This is a genomic window from Janthinobacterium leeuwenhoeki, from assembly GCF_051380795.1.
Lineage (GTDB): Bacteria > Pseudomonadota > Gammaproteobacteria > Burkholderiales > Burkholderiaceae_D > Janthinobacterium.
In genome coordinates this window covers 71738-87864 of the sequence record NZ_JBNYXT010000020.1, presented here as the reverse complement: position 1 = coordinate 87864, position 16127 = coordinate 71738, and the positions used below count along the sequence as shown (strand labels likewise).

Annotated in this window: 12 protein-coding genes; 5 read left to right on the top strand and 7 right to left on the bottom strand. The window is 61.7% G+C overall.

All coding sequences use genetic code 11. From position 1 onward, the window contains the following. Positions 1 to 173 precede the first annotated feature (173 nt). Positions 174 to 440 carry a hypothetical protein gene (locus ACQ4WS_RS16415; RefSeq protein ID WP_436477943.1) on the top strand — a complete coding sequence of 89 codons (267 nt, stop codon included), beginning with the start codon at positions 174 to 176 and terminating at the stop codon, positions 438 to 440. Between the two features lie 81 nt (positions 441 to 521). Here the strand turns inward: ACQ4WS_RS16415 and ACQ4WS_RS16410 are convergent, their stop codons facing one another. The 5 genes from ACQ4WS_RS16410 to ACQ4WS_RS16390 all read right to left on the bottom strand — a co-directional run bounded on the left by ACQ4WS_RS16410 (position 522) and on the right by ACQ4WS_RS16390 (position 7976). Further along, positions 522 to 1961, bottom strand: a complete 1440-nt coding sequence (locus ACQ4WS_RS16410) for a DUF1501 domain-containing protein (RefSeq protein ID WP_436477941.1) — start codon at positions 1959 to 1961, stop codon at positions 522 to 524. Between the two features lie 10 nt (positions 1962 to 1971). Then, entirely contained in the window at positions 1972 to 3774 is a 1803-nt protein-coding gene (locus ACQ4WS_RS16405) for a DUF1800 domain-containing protein (protein WP_436477939.1), read from the bottom strand. 420 nt (positions 3775 to 4194) lie between these two features. Beyond that, the gene (locus ACQ4WS_RS16400; RefSeq protein WP_436477937.1) at positions 4195 to 6459 is read right to left on the bottom strand and encodes an Orn/Lys/Arg family decarboxylase; all 2265 of its coding nucleotides are present in this window, start codon (positions 6457 to 6459) and stop codon (positions 4195 to 4197) included. A 237-nt stretch (positions 6460 to 6696) separates the two neighbouring features. Next, complete coding sequence (locus ACQ4WS_RS16395) at positions 6697 to 7182, bottom strand: dihydrofolate reductase (protein ID WP_436477935.1); 486 nt, start codon at positions 7180 to 7182, stop codon at positions 6697 to 6699. Further along, positions 7179 to 7976 (bottom strand): alpha/beta fold hydrolase, encoded by a 798-nt coding sequence (locus tag ACQ4WS_RS16390; protein ID WP_436477933.1) that lies wholly within the window; start codon positions 7974 to 7976, stop codon positions 7179 to 7181. Before ACQ4WS_RS16390 ends, ACQ4WS_RS16395 begins: the two co-directional genes overlap by 4 nt. 204 nt (positions 7977 to 8180) lie before the next feature. On the opposite strand from ACQ4WS_RS16390, the gene ACQ4WS_RS16385 reads away from it, so the two are divergent. The 4 genes from ACQ4WS_RS16385 to ACQ4WS_RS16370 all read left to right on the top strand — a co-directional run bounded on the left by ACQ4WS_RS16385 (position 8181) and on the right by ACQ4WS_RS16370 (position 13926). Beyond that, positions 8181 to 8756, top strand: coding sequence for a TerD family protein (locus tag ACQ4WS_RS16385; RefSeq protein ID WP_436477931.1), 576 nt, complete (start codon positions 8181 to 8183; stop codon positions 8754 to 8756). Positions 8757 to 8884: 128 nt separating this feature from the next. Then, positions 8885 to 10138, top strand: a complete 1254-nt coding sequence (locus ACQ4WS_RS16380; RefSeq protein ID WP_436477929.1) for a TerD family protein — start codon at positions 8885 to 8887, stop codon at positions 10136 to 10138. A 9-nt stretch (positions 10139 to 10147) separates the two neighbouring features. Then, complete coding sequence (locus ACQ4WS_RS16375; RefSeq protein ID WP_436477927.1) at positions 10148 to 11482, top strand: VWA domain-containing protein; 1335 nt, start codon at positions 10148 to 10150, stop codon at positions 11480 to 11482. Between the two features lie 164 nt (positions 11483 to 11646). Beyond that, positions 11647 to 13926: a TonB-dependent receptor domain-containing protein gene (locus ACQ4WS_RS16370; RefSeq protein WP_436477925.1), complete on the top strand. Its 2280-nt coding sequence runs from the start codon at positions 11647 to 11649 to the stop codon at positions 13924 to 13926. Here the strand turns inward: ACQ4WS_RS16370 and ACQ4WS_RS16365 are convergent. Together ACQ4WS_RS16365 and ACQ4WS_RS16360 are read right to left on the bottom strand one after the other, a co-directional pair. After that, positions 13923 to 14963: an SMI1/KNR4 family protein gene (locus ACQ4WS_RS16365; protein ID WP_436477923.1), complete on the bottom strand. Its 1041-nt coding sequence runs from the start codon at positions 14961 to 14963 to the stop codon at positions 13923 to 13925. The two genes, ACQ4WS_RS16370 and ACQ4WS_RS16365, sit on opposite strands and share 4 nt — an antisense overlap. Then, on the bottom strand, positions 14963 to 15937 hold the full coding sequence (locus ACQ4WS_RS16360; protein ID WP_436477921.1) for a thymidylate synthase: 975 nt from the start codon (positions 15935 to 15937) through the stop codon (positions 14963 to 14965). Before ACQ4WS_RS16360 ends, ACQ4WS_RS16365 begins: the two co-directional genes overlap by 1 nt. Between the last annotated feature and the right edge of the window lie 190 nt (positions 15938 to 16127).

Sequence of the window (16127 nt, the reverse complement as noted above, 5' to 3'; positions counted from 1 at the left end):
AGCTGATCCATTCGGCTGGCTGCATGATCTGCTCCCTCTGTGGTGAGTATGCAGAGTCAGACAGCACAGCCAAGGGAAGATTCCGGCATTTCCCCTACTTACTGAGGACAGAGCCTTGTTTTACACGCCAGACGCCGACAATCAGGGCTGATCGCAACAAAAAGGAAATCCTGATGAAATACCTGAGTATCGCCGTCTCCCTGTTGCTCTTGTCCGCCTGCAGCATGCCGCTGCGGGTGCTGGCCGGATCGAGCGCCTACGATGATGCGAAAGCCAGCGCGCTGGCGAATACGGCGGCGCAAGCCATGGCAAAGATCAGTTTGCAGCAGGCGCGGCTGGAACAGCAATTGCTGGCCGTGCTGACGCCGGAACAGCGCCAGCAGGCGCAGCAGTGGCGCGGCAGCCGCCAAGGTCCGCATTGCACCCGGCGCCTCCCGTAAAGGTACGCGCGAGCACAGGGAGAGTCTGCATGCGCATCCATATCTTGCGTCCTGGCAGCGGCTTGCTACCGCCGTGTATGGTTAAGTTGCTGTCATGAAACCCAGGTCGCGCCGGCTGAAGTTGCCGATATTCGGGAACACCTCGGCCAGCTGGCTGTCGGCCACGCCGAACCACTTGGCCAGGGTGGCGCCGTACTGGTCGACGGAGGTGGTCGGCAGCAGGGCGCCGGAACCGACGTCCAGCTCATGGCCCAGGCCCGTGGAGGGGAAGGCGCCGTAGATGTCGCGGCCCTTCACGGCGCCGCCCACGACAAAGTGGTGCGCGCCCCAGCCGTGATCCGTGCCGTCGCCGTTGCTGCTGAAGGTGCGGCCGAAGTCCGACGCCGTAAACGTCGTCACCTGGCGCCGCAGGTCCGCGCCCTGCAGGGCCGCCAGGGTCGTGTCGAAGTACGCCAGCGCATGGGCCAGGCGCGCCATCAGGTCGGCATGCAGCACTTTTTGCCGGTCATGCGTGTCGAAGCTGCCCAGTGTCACATAAAACACTTGCCGTTTCGTCCCCAAGGCGCCGCGCCCGCCGATGATGCGCGCCACTGTCTGCAATTGCACGGCCAGCGGATTGACGCCGGACACGCCCGTGTTCGGATTGATGTAGGGCGGCGGATTGGGCACGCCACCCGCGCCGGCCGCCAGCATGGCGCCGTTCAGCACGCTCTGGCTGGAAATGGCGCGCTGCACGACGGCCACATGTTCCTGTTCGATGAGGTCGCTGCCCGCAGCGTTGATGATGGCTTGCAGCGCGCCCGCGCCGCCCGTGCTGCCATACAGGCTGCCGCTCAGGCCGCGGATGGGCACGGCGCCTGCCTGGCCCACCTGGAACTGGCGCACCTGGCGCCCGCTGAGGAAGACGGTGTTGCCTGCGGCGGAAATGGCCGTAAACATGGCATTCGTATTGAGCGAGCCGGCCAGGTCGGCCACCCGGCCGCCCCAGCCCACGCTGGCGCCTTCCGGCGAACCCGATTGCCACGTCGATTGCTGGTCGTTGTGAGAGAACAGCTTGGGCGGCAAGGCTACGCTGCCCGCCTTGTACTGGGCCAGAGTAGCGGGCTGGATCAGGGTGCCCACATTGGCCACGACGGCGGCGCGGCCATTGTCGAACAGATCTTTCAGGGGCGCCAGCTGGGGATGCAGGGCGAAGGCACGGCCCGCTTGCGCGGTAGCGGGCACGATGGGCAATACGCCGCCCGTCTCGCCCACGCCGGGCAGATGGATGGAATCGGCGCCGCCCGTGTTGCGCAGGCGCGCGTATTCATTCCACGAGGTGGGATCGGTGGCCAGCACCGTGTTGAAGGCATCATTGCCGCCTGCCATGAACAGGCACACCATGGCCTTGTAGTCGCCGGCCGATTGCGCGGCGGCGTTGCCCATGGCGGCCAGGTTCAGGGCAAAGGGGGCGGCGCTGGTGCCGGCCAGGCTCAGCATGGAGCCGAGGAAGCGGCGGCGGGAAAACGGGAAATTTTGCATGTGATCGCTCTTACTTTTGTACCAGGTAGGCCGGCGAGGCCATGGTCAGGAAAATGGCCAGCTTGACGCGGTTGGCCTGGGCTGTAGCGACCTGGGTGGCATTGCTGGCCGTGGCCTTGGGGATGCTGATGCCATTGATGGCCGTCAGGATTTGTCCACGCAGCCTGGTGGGCATGCTGCCATGCATCAGGAGCAGGTCGATACGGTCGAGCAGGGCGCCCGCGTCGCTGGCCAGCGCCAATTCGCGCGTGTAGTCAGGCTTGACTTCGCGGTTCTCGCCCACGCCGCTATTGACGGCTTCCTGCATGAAGTTCAGGTAGCCCGTCACCGATGGCTCGGCCGTGATCTGCAGTTCCGGCGCCACCAGGCCCGCGCTGGCCAGGGCGGAATTGGGCGGCGTATAGGCGGGGCGGAAAAAACTGAACACGGAGGGCGGATTCAGCGGGTTCTGGCCCAAGCCGCTCAGTGGGTCGTCGAGATAATAGATGCGGTAGCGCCCGTTGGCAGGCTTGGCATCGAAGGCGCGCATCCAGCCGGCCAGGCGCAGCAGCGGTTCGCGCAACTTGCCTGTGCGCAAAGTGGTACCACCTGGGGCCAGTGCCTCCGGATCGAGCAGCACGGTGCGGATGACGGCTTGCATGTCGCCGCGCACGCCGCTGCCATTGTTGGCAAACGCGGCGGCCACGCGGCCCACGTAGGCGGCGCTGGGGTTGCTGCTGACCAGGCGCTGGATCAACTGGCGGGCAAAGAACGGTCCCGCATTGGGATGATTGAACAGGGTATCGAGCGCCAGTTTCAGATCGGCCTGGCCGCTGCTGGCGCCGGAGATGCTCTGGCCCAGGAAGCGCTTGTCGCCGCTGGAATGATAGGCCGCGTAATTCTGCATCGGCTTCCAGTCGCGGTCGGGATCGGTCGTGCCGCCATAGAAGCGTGTGGCGCTTTGGTCCGGACCGGCCCAGCTCCAGCCCGTAAAGACGCGCGCCAGGCCCGCCACGTCGTCGCGCGTGTAGGTATCGATGGGTTTGCCACCGGACAGTTTCAGGCTGCCATCCGCGTTCAGCTGGTACAGGCCGATGGTAAACAGCTGCATCACTTCGCGGGCGAAGTTTTCATCTGCCGTGCGGGTGGCCGATTCTTTCTGGTTACGCAGGTGGGACAGGTACAGTCCCATCATCGGATGCAGGGCCACGCCTTGCAGCAGGTCGCGGAAGTTGCCAAAAGCATGCTGGCCCAGCATATCGTAGTAACTGGCCACGCCACGCACCTGAGGCCGCACGGATTCATTCTGCATGGAAATAACGAAAATCTCGGACAGGGCAAAGGCTATGCGCTGGCGCAATTGATCCTCGCCGCGGATGCTCTGCTGCCAGAAAGTTTCATACACCCCCGTAAACCCCACTTTTTGCCCGCCGGCGGCCTGCGCCGCCAGCATGGCGTCGATATATTTCCGATGCAAGGTTTGCGGCTTGGAAAACTGTGCGCGGAACCAGGCGTCGCTGTCGCTGGCGGCCAGCGTTTCGATGGCCGCCATGTCCGGTCCGAACGTGGCGCGGCCCAGAAATCGCGACGCTTCCTGGCGCGTGAAGGTTGCTGCCTGGCCAAGCGGGGGCGTGGTCAGGGGCGGCGGCGCAACGGTATCGCCCGGCGTGGTGCCGGGGGCTTGCGCATCGCCGGGGGCGGTGGTCGCTGGCGGCACGACCGAGACGTCCGGGTTCTGGATGGAGTCGCTCTTGCTGTCGCCGCGACCGCCGCAAGCGGCAAGCAGGCTGAGTAGGGTGATGGCCAGTAAGCGGCGCAAAGTAGGGTTAGTCATTTAGTTTCTTTCGGGCAATAAAATTCCGGCCCGTTAATTGTAGGGCTTGCTCCCCCTATTCCTGTTTTCAATTAAGTATTTGCATGTTGGCTACTTTTATTTTTGCGAACAGTTGACATGAAATTGGCGGTAATTTTGCCGAAGTAGCGCGAAGTTTATATTTTAAAAATGAAAAATATTTTTTTGCCGAGAGTAGGCGCTGTGGCGGATAGGCGACGTAATCATTCCCGCCAATTAAGCTTGTTTGAACGCTCATCTTGACAACGCAACCTGCTACGCCGGAAACCATGGTTTTTACGCTATCGGCGAAACGCCGTTCGCCTGTCTTTCACCGGAGCGCGCGGTGGCCTGAAATGAAAAACGCCGCCTGATTTGCATCGGGCGGCGTTCAATACCACTGTCTAAGGAAGGGCGACGTTTTTAGGGGTTCTCATCCAGTTTGACGCAATCGACAAAGTAACCACGCTTGCCATCGACTTCGCGTTTCACGAGACCATGCACATCCGTCTCGAAGCCGGGGAAGCGCTCGTTGAAGTCACGCGCGAAGCGCAGGTAGTCGACGATGGTCTTGTTGAAGCGCTCGCCCGGGATCAGCAGCGGAATGCCCGGTGGATACGGCGTCAGCAGGATGGACGTGATGCGGCCTTCCAGTTCGTCGATGGCCACGCGCTCGATTTCGCGGTGCGCCATCTTGGCGAACGCGTCCGACGGCTTCATGGCCGGGATCATGTCCGACAGATACATTTCCGTCGTCAGGCGCGCCACGTCGTAGGCCTTGTAGAAATCGTGGATTTGCTGGCACAGGTCGCGCAAGCCCATTTTTTCGTAGCGTGGGTTGGCCGCCGCAAATTCCGGCAGGATGCGCCACATCGGCTGGTTCTTGTCGTAATCGTCCTTGAATTGCTGCAAGGCTGTCAGCAGGGTATTCCAGCGGCCCTTGGTGATGCCGATGGTAAACATGATGAAGAACGAGTACAGGCCGCATTTTTCAATGATGACGCCGTGCTCGGCCAGGTACTTGGTGACGATGGACGCGGGAATGCCCGTCTCGCCGAACTGCCCGTCCAGCGACAGGCCCGGGTTGACGATGGTCGCCTTGATCGGGTCGAGCATGTTGAAGCCGGGAGCCAGGTCGCCGAAGCCGTGCCAGTCATCCTCGGCGCGTATCATCCAGTCTTCCTGCCGGCCCATGCCTTCGTCGTTGAAGCTGGCCGGACCCCACACCTGGAACCACCAGTCCTGGCCCCATTCCTGGTCGATCTTTTTCATGGCGCGGCGGAAATCGAGCGCTTCCATGATCGATTCTTCCACCAGGGCCGTGCCGCCCGGCGCTTCCATCATGGCCGCGGCCACGTCGCACGAAGCGATGATCGAGTATTGCGGCGAGGTCGAGGTATGCATCAGGTAAGCCTCGTTGAAGGCGTCCTGGTCCAGCTTGACCGTATCCGATTCGCGCACGAGGATTTGCGAGGCCTGCGACAGGCCGGCCAGCAATTTGTGCGTGGACTGGGTCGAGAAGATCATCGATTCCTTGGCGCGCGGACGGTCCTTGCCGATGGCGTGCATATTCTTGTAGAAATCGTGGAAGGTGGCGTGCGGCAGCCATGCTTCATCGAAGTGCAGGGTGTCGATCTTGCCGTCCAGCATTTCGCACAGGGTTTCCACGTTGTAGATCACGCCATCGTAAGTCGATTGCGTGATGGTCAGGATGCGCGGCTTCTTGTTCTTCGCTTCGCGCGCGAACGGATTCGCCTCGATCTTGCGGGCAATGCTTTCCGGCGTGAATTCATGCAGCGGAATGGGGCCGATGATGCCCAGGTGATTGCGCGTTGGCATCAGGAACACGGGAATGGCACCGCACATGATGATCGAATGCAAGATCGACTTGTGGCAGTTGCGGTCGACGACGACGATATCGCCTGGCGCCACGGTCGAGTGCCACACCATCTTGTTCGAGGTCGACGTGCCGTTGGTAACGAAATAGCAATGGTCGGCATTGAAGATGCGCGCCGCATTGCGCTCCGACGCGGCGACAGGGCCCGTATGGTCGAGCAGCTGGCCCAGTTCCTCGACGGCGTTGCAGACGTCCGCGCGCAGCATGTTTTCACCGAAGAACTGGTGGAACATCTGGCCGATCGGGGATTTGAGGAACGCCACGCCGCCCGAGTGGCCGGGGCAATGCCACGAGTAGGAACCGTCGTTGGCGTAGTGCACCAGCGCGCGGAAGAACGGCGGCGACAGGCCGTCGAGGTAGGATTTCGCTTCGCGAATGATGTGGCGCGCAACGAATTCCGGCGTATCTTCGAACATGTGGATGAAACCATGCAGTTCGCGCAGGATATCGTTCGGGATGTGGCGCGAAGTGCGCGTTTCACCATACAGATAAATGGGGATGTCGGCGTTCTTGTAGCGGATTTCCTCGACGAAGGCGCGCAGCGATTTCAAGGCATGATCGGTTTCCTCGATGGAACCGGCACCGAATTCTTCATCGTCGATCGACAGCACGAAGGCTGACGCGCGCGATTGCTGCTGGGCAAATTGCGACAAATCGCCGTAGCTGGTCACGCCCAGCACTTCCATGCCTTCTTTTTCCATTGCGGCGGCAAGGGCGCGAATGCCCAGGCCGGACGTATTTTCAGAACGGAAATCCTCGTCAATGATGACGATGGGGAAACGAAATTTCATGCATGTCTCCAAAAAAGCAAGCCGCCCCTGACAGATGTGAAGGGGCGGACTAGGGCGCGACTTCAGGCGGTAGTACAACCCGGCAGCCGCAGAAAAAAAATAAGAACGGGATTCTCGCAGAAATGCGGCATCTGCGGGAAAAAAATATCACCCTACAGCATCACACGCTTGCGCTAGCGTGAAGCAAGCGTGTGACAGGGGTATTACAGCAACACTCTGGCGATCAATATCACCTTATCAGGCTTTGCGTTGCAGCGTGACAAAGGCGTAAGGCAGGCCGGATTTCTCCGATACATGCGCTACGCGCGTGGTTTCTTGCCATACGGCATGATCAACGGCAGGGAAGAAGGCGTCGCAATCAAAGGTCTGGCCGATTTCCGTGATGATCAAACGCTGGGTCAGGGGCAATGCCTGCTTGTAAATCTCCGCGCCGCCGATGACATAGCCTTCGGCGCCGTCCAGCAGGGCGATGGCCGCTTGCACCGACGACACCGCTTCCACGCCCTCGTGGCGCCAGTCCGGATTGCGCGTGATGACGATGTTGCGGCGGTTTGGCAGCGGACGGCCGATGGAATCGAAGGTCTTGCGGCCCATGAGGATGGGATGGCCCGTCGTCAGACGCTTGAAATGCGCCAGGTCTTCCGGCAGTTTCCACGGCAGGGTGTTGTCGATGCCGATGCCGCCTTGCTGGTCGGTGGCGACGATGATGGTCAAATGGCTCATTGGTTCTGTGAAAAAGGTGGGGGCGATGCCCGATGCCCGTCATTATCGTTGAAATTGCCGGCAGCCTCCAGATGCGCACGCATGGCTTGCGCCAGCGCTCCCGGCGCTTCCAGCGGAATCATGTGGCCGGTGTTGTCTGTTAATAAGTGCAGGGTGGCTTGCGGCAGGCGGGCGGCCATGGCGCGCAGATCGTCGGGATGGACCAGCTTGTCGTCTTCGGCGCCCACGATCAGCACGGGAAAATCGAGTTCCGGCAAGCGCGCCATCAGGTCGGGGCGGGCGATGGTGGTGATGAATTGCGCCAGCAGTACGTCCTTGCCCAGGTCCAGGCCCATCTGCTGTATGAGTCCCGTGATGGCGACATCGCTCAGGTGCGACGGGTGCAGCAGTTCGCGCAGGCGCTGGCGCGTGATGCCCGCATAGGCGTTGCGCTCGAGCATGGCGACGATGCGCTGGCGCGCGCTAATTTCCGCCGGCAGCAAACCTTGGGCCGAATTGGCGATCAAAGTGAGAGATTTCACACGTTGCGGGTGCGCCAGCGCGTGTTCCAGCGCCAGGTAGGCGCCCAGCGAAAAGCCCACCAAATGGGCTTGCGGCGCGCTGTGGCTGGCGATCATCTGCTGCATCTGCGAGCGCGTGCGCGCCTGGTGCAGGGGCACGTGCTGTAGCTGAAAGGTGTCGCCCAGAGCCGGCGCCAGGCGCGACCACAGGCGCTCGTCGCACAGGGTGCCGGGAATACAGTCGAGTCGTATCTGCGTATTGTTCAAGGACAAGTCTGGGTTCAAATCGCTCATGAGGGTGAAAATTTTTGTCGAGCGGCATTATCCGTCATTTTGCGCATCCGGGCTGCGGCACGGGATTTTCCGTATGGTACTATTTTCAATAGTGCGCGGCTGGCAAGCAGTAACTTTATGGTAGGCTCATGGCTCATCAAGCCGGCGTGCCGGCGACGTGACCTGAAACACCGAATGCAACCCCCACATTAAAGAGGAATTACCATGGCGATCAGTTTGCAAAAAGGCGGCAATGTCAACCTGAGCAAGGAAGCTCCTGGCTTGAAGAAAATCGTGATTGGCCTTGGCTGGGACCCGCGCGCCACCGATGGCGCCGCATTTGACCTGGATGGCAGTGCCTTCCTGCTGAAAACGGATGGCAAGGCCCGTTCCGATGCCGATTTCATTTTTTATAACAACCTGAAGTCGGCTGACGGTTCCATCGTCCACGCGGGCGACAACACCACGGGCGGCGGCGATGGCGATGACGAGAAAGTTGCCGTCGACCTGGCCAACGTGCCGGCCGATATCGACAAGATCGCCGTGGCCGTCACCATCCACGACGCGGAAAATCGCAAGCAGAACTTCGGCATGGTCGGCAAGGCTTACATCCGCTGCCTGAACGGCGACAACGGCACGGAAATCGCCCGCTACGACCTGTCGGAAGACGGCTCGACGGAAGCGGCCATGATCTTCGGCGAAATTTACCGCGCCGGCAGCGAATGGAAATTCAAGGCAATCGGCCAGGGTTTCAAGGGCGGCCTGGGTCCACTCGCCCGTTCCTTCGGCATCAACGCCTAAGAGCTCCGGAAAACGGCCCATGGCGGCGTTGCTCCGCCATGGACTGACTGTACATTCGTACTGTCTTCGGACGACGCGCCTTGCCCTGAGCCGTTGTCCGAAGCTCCCACACCTGAATACATAATCCCATGGAAAACCTGATCAAGGGGCAGCGCCTGGCGCTGTCCGGCCTCGTCACGGGCAATGTCGTGCAACTGGGTCTCGCCAGCGCCGGTGTGGCGCTGGACTTTGCCTGTTTCGGCCTCGACGCCAACGGCAAACTGTCCGATGATCGCTACATGACGTTCTTCAACCAGCCGCGCACGCCGTGTGGCGGCGTGGAAACCTCGGCGCCGTGCGGCGATGCGGCCGGTTTCAGCTACCAGCTGGAGCGCTTGCCTGCTTCCATCGAGCGCCTGGTCGTCACGGCCGCCATCGATGGCGCCGCCACCATGGCGCAGCTGGGCAGCGGCTACCTGCGCTTGCTCGACGGCGGGCGAGAATTGGCCCGTTACACGTATGCTGGCGCTGATTTTGCGCAAGAAAAAGCCGTCATGCTGGGCGAGTTCTACCGCAAGGACGGCGACTGGCGCTTCATGGCCGTGGGGCAGGGTTTCAATGGCGGGCTGGACGCGCTGGTCGCCCATTTCGGCGGGGAAGTGGCGCAGGCCGTCGCGGAACCGGTGCCGTCACCCAAGATTTCCCTGTCGAAAATCTCGCTGACGAAGGCGGGCCAGACGCACAAGGTGTCGCTGGAAAAGGGCGCGGGCGCGCCGGGCAAACTTACCGTCAAGGCCACCTGGGTCGATAACGGCGATGGCGACGACGATAACGACGACCTCGATTTAAGAGTCGGCATCCTCTTGCCGAACGGCCAGATGCGCTTCATCCAGGCGCCCGATACGCCCGGCAACTTTGACATCATGCCCTTCGTGCGCCATCTGGGCGACGTGGCGGGCGCATCGGGCAAGGAACCAGCCACGGAAACGGTGGAAGTCAATCCTGCCCTGGCGCAACATTACGGCGGCACGGTGGGCCTCGTCTTCAGCGTGTATTCGGCGGTGGCCAACGGCGCCGTGTCGGTCGCCTCCATGCGGCCGAAGATGGTCATGCAGTACGGCCAGCAGATCGTCGAGTGCGCATTCGACTTCCGCCTGTCCAAGGCGGCCGACGATGATACCGTCTACACCTATGTGATCGGCATGGCGCGCATCACGCACGACAGCATCATCCTCGAGCCGTCCGGCAAGACGTCGGAGCCGGGCAGCGAAGCGACGCCGTGGCTGAGCTGGCACGGCGAGAACCTGCAGCTGGCCTTCAATGGTCCCGTCGTCTTCAAGGGCGAGGACAAAGAAGATGAAGATGATTGCAATGCGGACAATCCGCGCCGCTATATCGCCTAGGAGACACTGATGGAAACCTTGTCCAAGGGACAGCGCTTGCCGCTGGCCAATCTCGTTCCCGATGGCATGCTGCAGATCGGCGTCGCCGCGCAGGGACTGGCGCTCGACGTGGCTTGTTTCGGCCTCGATGCGGCCGGTAAACTCTCCGACGAGCGCTACATGACCTTTTTCAACCAGCCGCGCACGCCGTGCGGCGGCGTGGAGGCGCGGGCCGGCAGCGGCGGCGACATGGCCGAGTTTGCCTTGCAACTGGCGCGCTTGCCGGCCAGCATAGAGCGCCTTGTCGTGACGGCCTCCATCGATGGCGGCGGCGTGATGTCGCAACTGCAAGCTGGCCACGTGCGCCTGCAGGCGGGCGGGCGCGAGCTGGCCCGTTTCGCCTTCGCGGGCAGTGATTTCGCACAGGAAAAAGCCGTCATGCTGGCGGAAATCTACCGCAAGGATGGCGGCTGGCGCTGCATGGCCGTGGGACAAGGTTTCAATGGGGGACTCGACTCTCTGGTGCAGCATTTTGGCGGCGAAGTCGACCAGGCTGCGCCAGCGGCCCCAGCAGCTGCATCGGCGGCCCAGCAAGCCAAGATCAACCTGGAAAAGCGCGTCGAACGCGATGCGCTGCACCTGGTCAGCCTGGTCAAGCAGGCGGGCGTGTCTCTGCAAAAAGTGGGCTTGCTTGAGCACCGCGCCAAGGTGTGTTTATGCCTGGATATTTCCGGTTCCATGGGGCGGCTGTATAAAGAGGGGCTGGTGCAGCGCTTTGCCGAACGCATCCTGGCCCTGGGTTGCAAGTTCGACGACGATGGCGAGATCGATGTTTTCCTGTTCGGCAAGAACGTCCATCATCCGGGGCCCATGGACTTGAACAACTGCAACACTTATGTGGGGCGGGCGATCATCCGCCATCCGCTGGAAGGCGACACGCGCTATGGCGCCGCCATGCAGGCGATACGTGCGTTTTACTTTCCCGATGCGGCCGGCGGCGAGCGCACGCGGCCCATCGCCGCGGAAATGCCCGTGTACGTCATGTTCGTCACCGATGGCGGCACGAGCGACCAGGCGACGACGGAAAAACAATTGCGCTGGGCCAGCAATGAACCGATCTTCTGGCAATTCATGGGCATCGGCAAGGGGCGCAAATCGAAAAGCAAGTTCCTCGCCGCCTTCGCCGATTCCGACTTCCCCTTCCTGGAAAAGCTCGACGAATTGCAGGGGCGCCTGGTCGACAATGCCAATTACTTTTCCGTCAGCTCGCCCGACGAACACAGCGATGCGGAACTGTATGATTTGTTGATGACGGAATATCCGGGCTGGCTGAAACTGGCGCGGGGAAAGGGCTTGCTGACCTAGCTGTTCCTCAAGGGATGAGGCAGTAATGCCACAAGCGCAAGAGATTTGTAAATTGAAGTAAATTGCAATTGTTTGGCTATGCGTTGGCCCCTAGAATCATGGCATTCGATTCTTGGTTGCCACGCGCTTGCGTTGCGCCTCACAGTTCCTGGGCTATTTATTTCATGCATAAAATTGTTCTCTGCTGCCTCGCTGGCGGCAGCCTGCTGTCTGCCAATGTTTCCGCTCAGGCACAAGCCGTAGCCACCGGCGACGCCGTCGTCAAGCCCGCACCAGCACCAGTATCGGCCAAGGCGCCCGCCGTCGATGGGCCGCCATCCGTCAGCGTCACGGCCGAGCGCCCCGCTGGCCGCATCGACCGGCAAGTCTACGACGTCAAGTCCGACGTGGGCAGCAGCAACGGCACGGCGGCCGATGCCTTGAACAATGTGCCGTCAGTGGCCGTCGACCCCGACGGTTCCGTGTCCTTGCGCGGTAGCAGCAATGTGCAGATATTGATCGATGGAAAGCCATCTGCCATGCTGCAGGGCGATTCACGCGGCGCCACCCTGAACGCCATGGCGGCCGACGATATCGAATCGGTGGAAGTGATCAACAATCCCGGTGCCCAGTTCGGCAACGAAGCCGGTGGCGGCCCGATTTTGAACCTGGTGATGCGGCGCAACCGCAAGCCGGGCGGCTTTGCCACCGTGAATGCGAATGCGGGCATCGCCGGGCGCTACAACAGCTCCGTCTCCGGCACCTACAACGAGGGCCCATGGGGCTACCAGGGCGGCATCAATGTGCGCCATGACGGCCGCAATTCCGTGGGCGAGGTCAGCCGCGAGCGCCTGGAACGCGACACGGGGGCATTCGCCCCCAGCAGCCAGCAGTCCAGCAACAATGGCTTGAATGACTCGCTGGGCTTGCACGGAACCGTCAATTACAATCTGAACGCCAACGACACCCTGGCCGCCAGCGTGTCGTACAACGGCCGCAGCAACGACCAGCGCTCGCTCGACCGCTACATCAATGGCGACTCCATGGGTGGCACCATAGTCGACTATGTGCGCAGCACCGTGCGCAATGGCGACAGCCGCAACACCAGCTGGGGCGCGCGCTACGACCACAAGGGAGAATTGCCGGGCGAAACCCTCAAAATTGACTTGCGCGTATCGTCCTCGACCAACGAGAGCGACAGCGATTACGCCAACACCTACACGGTGGCACCCGTGAATGCCTTCGACAGCCGCGCGCGCCAGCACAGCGAGACGGGCAACCGCATCGTCGACTTCAGTGGTGACTACGAGCGTCCGCTGGCGGGCGGCACGGCCAAGCTGGGCTACAAGGTGGCCGATAACCAGAGCAGCTTCGACACCCTGTACACGGACATCAATCCGGCCAGCCTGGCGGAGAGCGTCAACCCCATGCGCAGCAACCGTTTCGAACTCGACGAGCGCACCATCGCGCTGTATGGCTCTTACCAGATGCGCCTCACCGAGCGCTGGGGCGCGCTGGCCGGTTTGCGCGCCGAATACACGGACTTGAACGTGCGCCAGATCACGGGCGGCGTCGAGGCCAGCAACAACTACGTCAATTACATTCCCAGCCTGTTCGCCACCTATAAAGTCAGCGACGAGAGCAATTTGCGCTTCAGTTATGCGCACCGCCTTCGCCGCCCCAGCGCGGGCGACCTGAACCCGTACGTGGTCTACCGCGACGAGTTCAATGTGTCGGCCGGTAATCCGAGGCTGAAACCCACGCAGACGGACGCGTTCGAGATTGGCTATGAAACCAAACTGTTTGGCCTGGAAAGCAGCTTGCGCGCCTACCACCGGCGCGACACGGACGCCATCGTCGATTACCGCTATTTTATTAGCGAGAATGTGCTGCTGACCACGCGGGAAAACGGCGCAGGCAGCCATGCGAGCGGCCTGGAGTTTAGCCTCAGCGGCAAGCTGACGCCTTCCTTGACCCTGAACACGAGCGGCAACCTGGCGCGCAGCCAGCAAACCAGCTCGGACGACCTGGGCAACCGCAGCACGCGCACGGCGAATGCCCTCAGCGGCCGCGCGCGCCTCAATTACCAGTTCAATACGGCCAACCAGCTGCAACTGGCCCTGCAAATGCAAGGCAAGATGCTGTCGGGACAGGGCTACCGCTCGCCGAACAATACCTTGAATATGAGCTGGCGCCACACGCTGACGCCGCAGCTAAGCCTGGTCATGAATGTGACTGATGTGTTCAGCAGCAACAAGATGGAAACCGTCATCAACAGCGCATCCCTGCGCGAGACGAGCACGCGCCGGTTTGATGGACGCATGATTTATGTGGGGCTGTCGTACCGCCTCGGCGGCGCCACGTCGGCGGCGAAAGAGGGGGAGCGGGAACCGCGTTTCGGCCCGCCGGGCGGACGCGGGCCAGGCGGCCCAGGCCCGGGCGGCCCGGGAGGCGAAGCAGGCTAGGCCGCTGACGCGATCTCGTTCAGGAAGTCGATGAAACTATCCGCATGGCGCTCGAAGCACCATGCGCCCATGCCATGTTCGGCGTGATACACGGGCGCGTCGCCATCGGCGATGGCGCCCAGGTCCAGGCAATACGGATCGGCGCCAGCGTCGGCGATCACCAGATACTGTTCCGGCCAGCCGGCGATGGTTTCACTGCTGACGGGATTCCAGGCGTAACCGTGCTGGGCCTTTATCAGCCCGGCCGCGCCATACAGGCTCAAACCCTGGAAATACTGCTGGCTGTCGATTACCACCCGCAGCGGCGAATGACAAGCCAGGAAGCGCCGGTAGTGTTCCGGCAAGGCCCAGCGCTGCGCGATGCCGGCCATGTCGGCGGCGCTGGCGATGGTCAGCCAGTTCGATGGCTGCGCCAGATCCTGTTCCTGCTTGCGTCTGGCGGCCAGCTTTTTCTCCAGCCTGGCCGCGGCTTTTTCCAGCGGCGTGCGCGGATCCCCGAGCGACGCGTGGGTGGCGGGCAAGGCATGGCCTGCGCCATCCGGATAAGCGTCACGCTGCCAGGCCAGCACGTCGGCCAGCCGCAGCTGTTCTGCCTTCCAGTGACCGGGATCGCAAGGCAAACCGGCATCGAAAGGCTGGCGGCTGAAGACGGCCAGGCTTTTGACGGCCTTGGCGCGCACGCTCAGCTTGGTATTTTCCGCAGTGGCCAGGGCCACGAGCGGAGCATACGCCGCCTTGCCCATGCTTTTGAGCATGCCATCCACGCCCCAGTAGGCGAGGCCGTCCATATCGAGGCTCCAGCTGAAAAAATCGCCGTATTCTCCCGGCTCGGCCAGGGCGACGATATCCGTCATCAGGAAGGCGCGCCAGTGCAGCAGCTGGCCGTCCCTGGCGTAGGCGATCAGGATGGCGAGCACGGCTTGCCGCTCGTCGGCCGCATGCTTTTTCAGCAGCCTATCCTTCAGGCGGGCGAACTTGTTTCCGTCGGTTTCGTCAAACAGCTTGCGGTGCAGCGCTGCCAGCGGTGCGACCGCCATCAGACGGCCATCGCCGCCTTGATGGGCGCGTGGTGTTCATAGCCTTCCAGCGAGAAATCCGACGGCTCGATCTTTTCCAGCCATTCCGGCTCGTACTTGCCCGTCTTCGCGTAGTCGGGCACGCGCTCGGAAATGACGAAACGCGGCGCGGGGAAGGGCGTGCGCTTGAGTTGCTCTTCCACCATGTCGAGGTGGTTTTCATAGATATGCGCGTCGCCGATGAAATACGTGAACCAGCGCGGCGTGTAGCCCGTCAGGCGCGCCACCAGGTGCAGCAGGGCGGCGCCTTCGGCGATATTGAACGGCGTGCCCAGGCCGATATCGTTGCTGCGTACATATAAGCACAGCGAGATTTCGCGCGTGCTGGCGTTCGGGATGAACTGGTACAGCAAATGGCAGGCGGGCAGGGCGACGGCGTCCAGCACGGCCGGGTTCCAGCCATGGAACAGGATGCGCCGGCTGCCGGGGTTTGTCATGATGGTATCGAGGCACTCGCGCAACTGGTCGACGGCCTTGTACAGCAGCACTTTTTGCACGCCGTTTTCGTCGATGGGGGCGATCAGCGTAAAACCGTTCGCCTGGGCGTCGGCTATCTGTGCCGGCTGGTCGGCGGCTAGCAGTTTATACGCGGGCCATTGCCGCCATTGCACGCCGTACACGGGGCCCAGGTCATCCTCGCCTTCGCGGTAAGGGTTGGCCAGCCATTGCGCATTTTCGTTGGCATTCTGGTCCCAGACTTTACAGCCCAGCGCGCGGAATTCGGCCGCGTTGCGCGAAGCGCGCAGGAAGGCGCACAATTCGCCGATCACGGATTTGAAAGCCAGTTTCTTGGTCGTCACGGCAGGGAAGTTGCCGTTGGCCAAGTCGAAACGCATCATGGCGCCCGGCACGCTCAGGGTGCGGATGCCTGTGCGGTTGTCTTGCCAGCTGCCCGTTTCGAGCACGGTCTTGATCAAATCTTGATATTGCTGCATGTATTTCTCCAACGGTAAGGATGGTGATTGTAACGCAGGCGCGACAGGCGGGCTGCGGCCCGCACACATAATTACGCGGCTGTCCTACCTGCAAACATGACTCTGTGGTAATTTGTGTGTCCTTAAAGAAATACATAGAAACGGCAGACGCTGCACCATGTTCTTGCGACAATTTGTAAATAATAATAAT

What these genes read in the sequence shown, in the direction of transcription:
- ACQ4WS_RS16365 (WP_436477923.1), bottom strand. Translation starts at nt 14,963, where the DNA reads ATGGCGGTCGCACCGCTGGCAGCGCTGCACCGCAAGCTGTTTGACGAA.
- ACQ4WS_RS16405 (WP_436477939.1), bottom strand. Translation starts at nt 3,774, where the DNA reads ATGACTAACCCTACTTTGCGCCGCTTACTGGCCATCACCCTACTCAGC.
- ACQ4WS_RS16400 (WP_436477937.1), bottom strand. Translation starts at nt 6,459, where the DNA reads ATGAAATTTCGTTTCCCCATCGTCATCATTGACGAGGATTTCCGTTCT.
- ACQ4WS_RS16370 (WP_436477925.1), top strand. Translation starts at nt 11,647, where the DNA reads ATGCATAAAATTGTTCTCTGCTGCCTCGCTGGCGGCAGCCTGCTGTCT.
- ACQ4WS_RS16360 (WP_436477921.1), bottom strand. Translation starts at nt 15,937, where the DNA reads ATGCAGCAATATCAAGATTTGATCAAGACCGTGCTCGAAACGGGCAGC.
- ACQ4WS_RS16375 (WP_436477927.1), top strand. Translation starts at nt 10,148, where the DNA reads ATGGAAACCTTGTCCAAGGGACAGCGCTTGCCGCTGGCCAATCTCGTT.
- ACQ4WS_RS16390 (WP_436477933.1), bottom strand. Translation starts at nt 7,976, where the DNA reads ATGAGCGATTTGAACCCAGACTTGTCCTTGAACAATACGCAGATACGA.
- ACQ4WS_RS16385 (WP_436477931.1), top strand. Translation starts at nt 8,181, where the DNA reads ATGGCGATCAGTTTGCAAAAAGGCGGCAATGTCAACCTGAGCAAGGAA.
- ACQ4WS_RS16380 (WP_436477929.1), top strand. Translation starts at nt 8,885, where the DNA reads ATGGAAAACCTGATCAAGGGGCAGCGCCTGGCGCTGTCCGGCCTCGTC.
- ACQ4WS_RS16395 (WP_436477935.1), bottom strand. Translation starts at nt 7,182, where the DNA reads ATGAGCCATTTGACCATCATCGTCGCCACCGACCAGCAAGGCGGCATC.
- ACQ4WS_RS16415 (WP_436477943.1), top strand. Translation starts at nt 174, where the DNA reads ATGAAATACCTGAGTATCGCCGTCTCCCTGTTGCTCTTGTCCGCCTGC.
- ACQ4WS_RS16410 (WP_436477941.1), bottom strand. Translation starts at nt 1,961, where the DNA reads ATGCAAAATTTCCCGTTTTCCCGCCGCCGCTTCCTCGGCTCCATGCTG.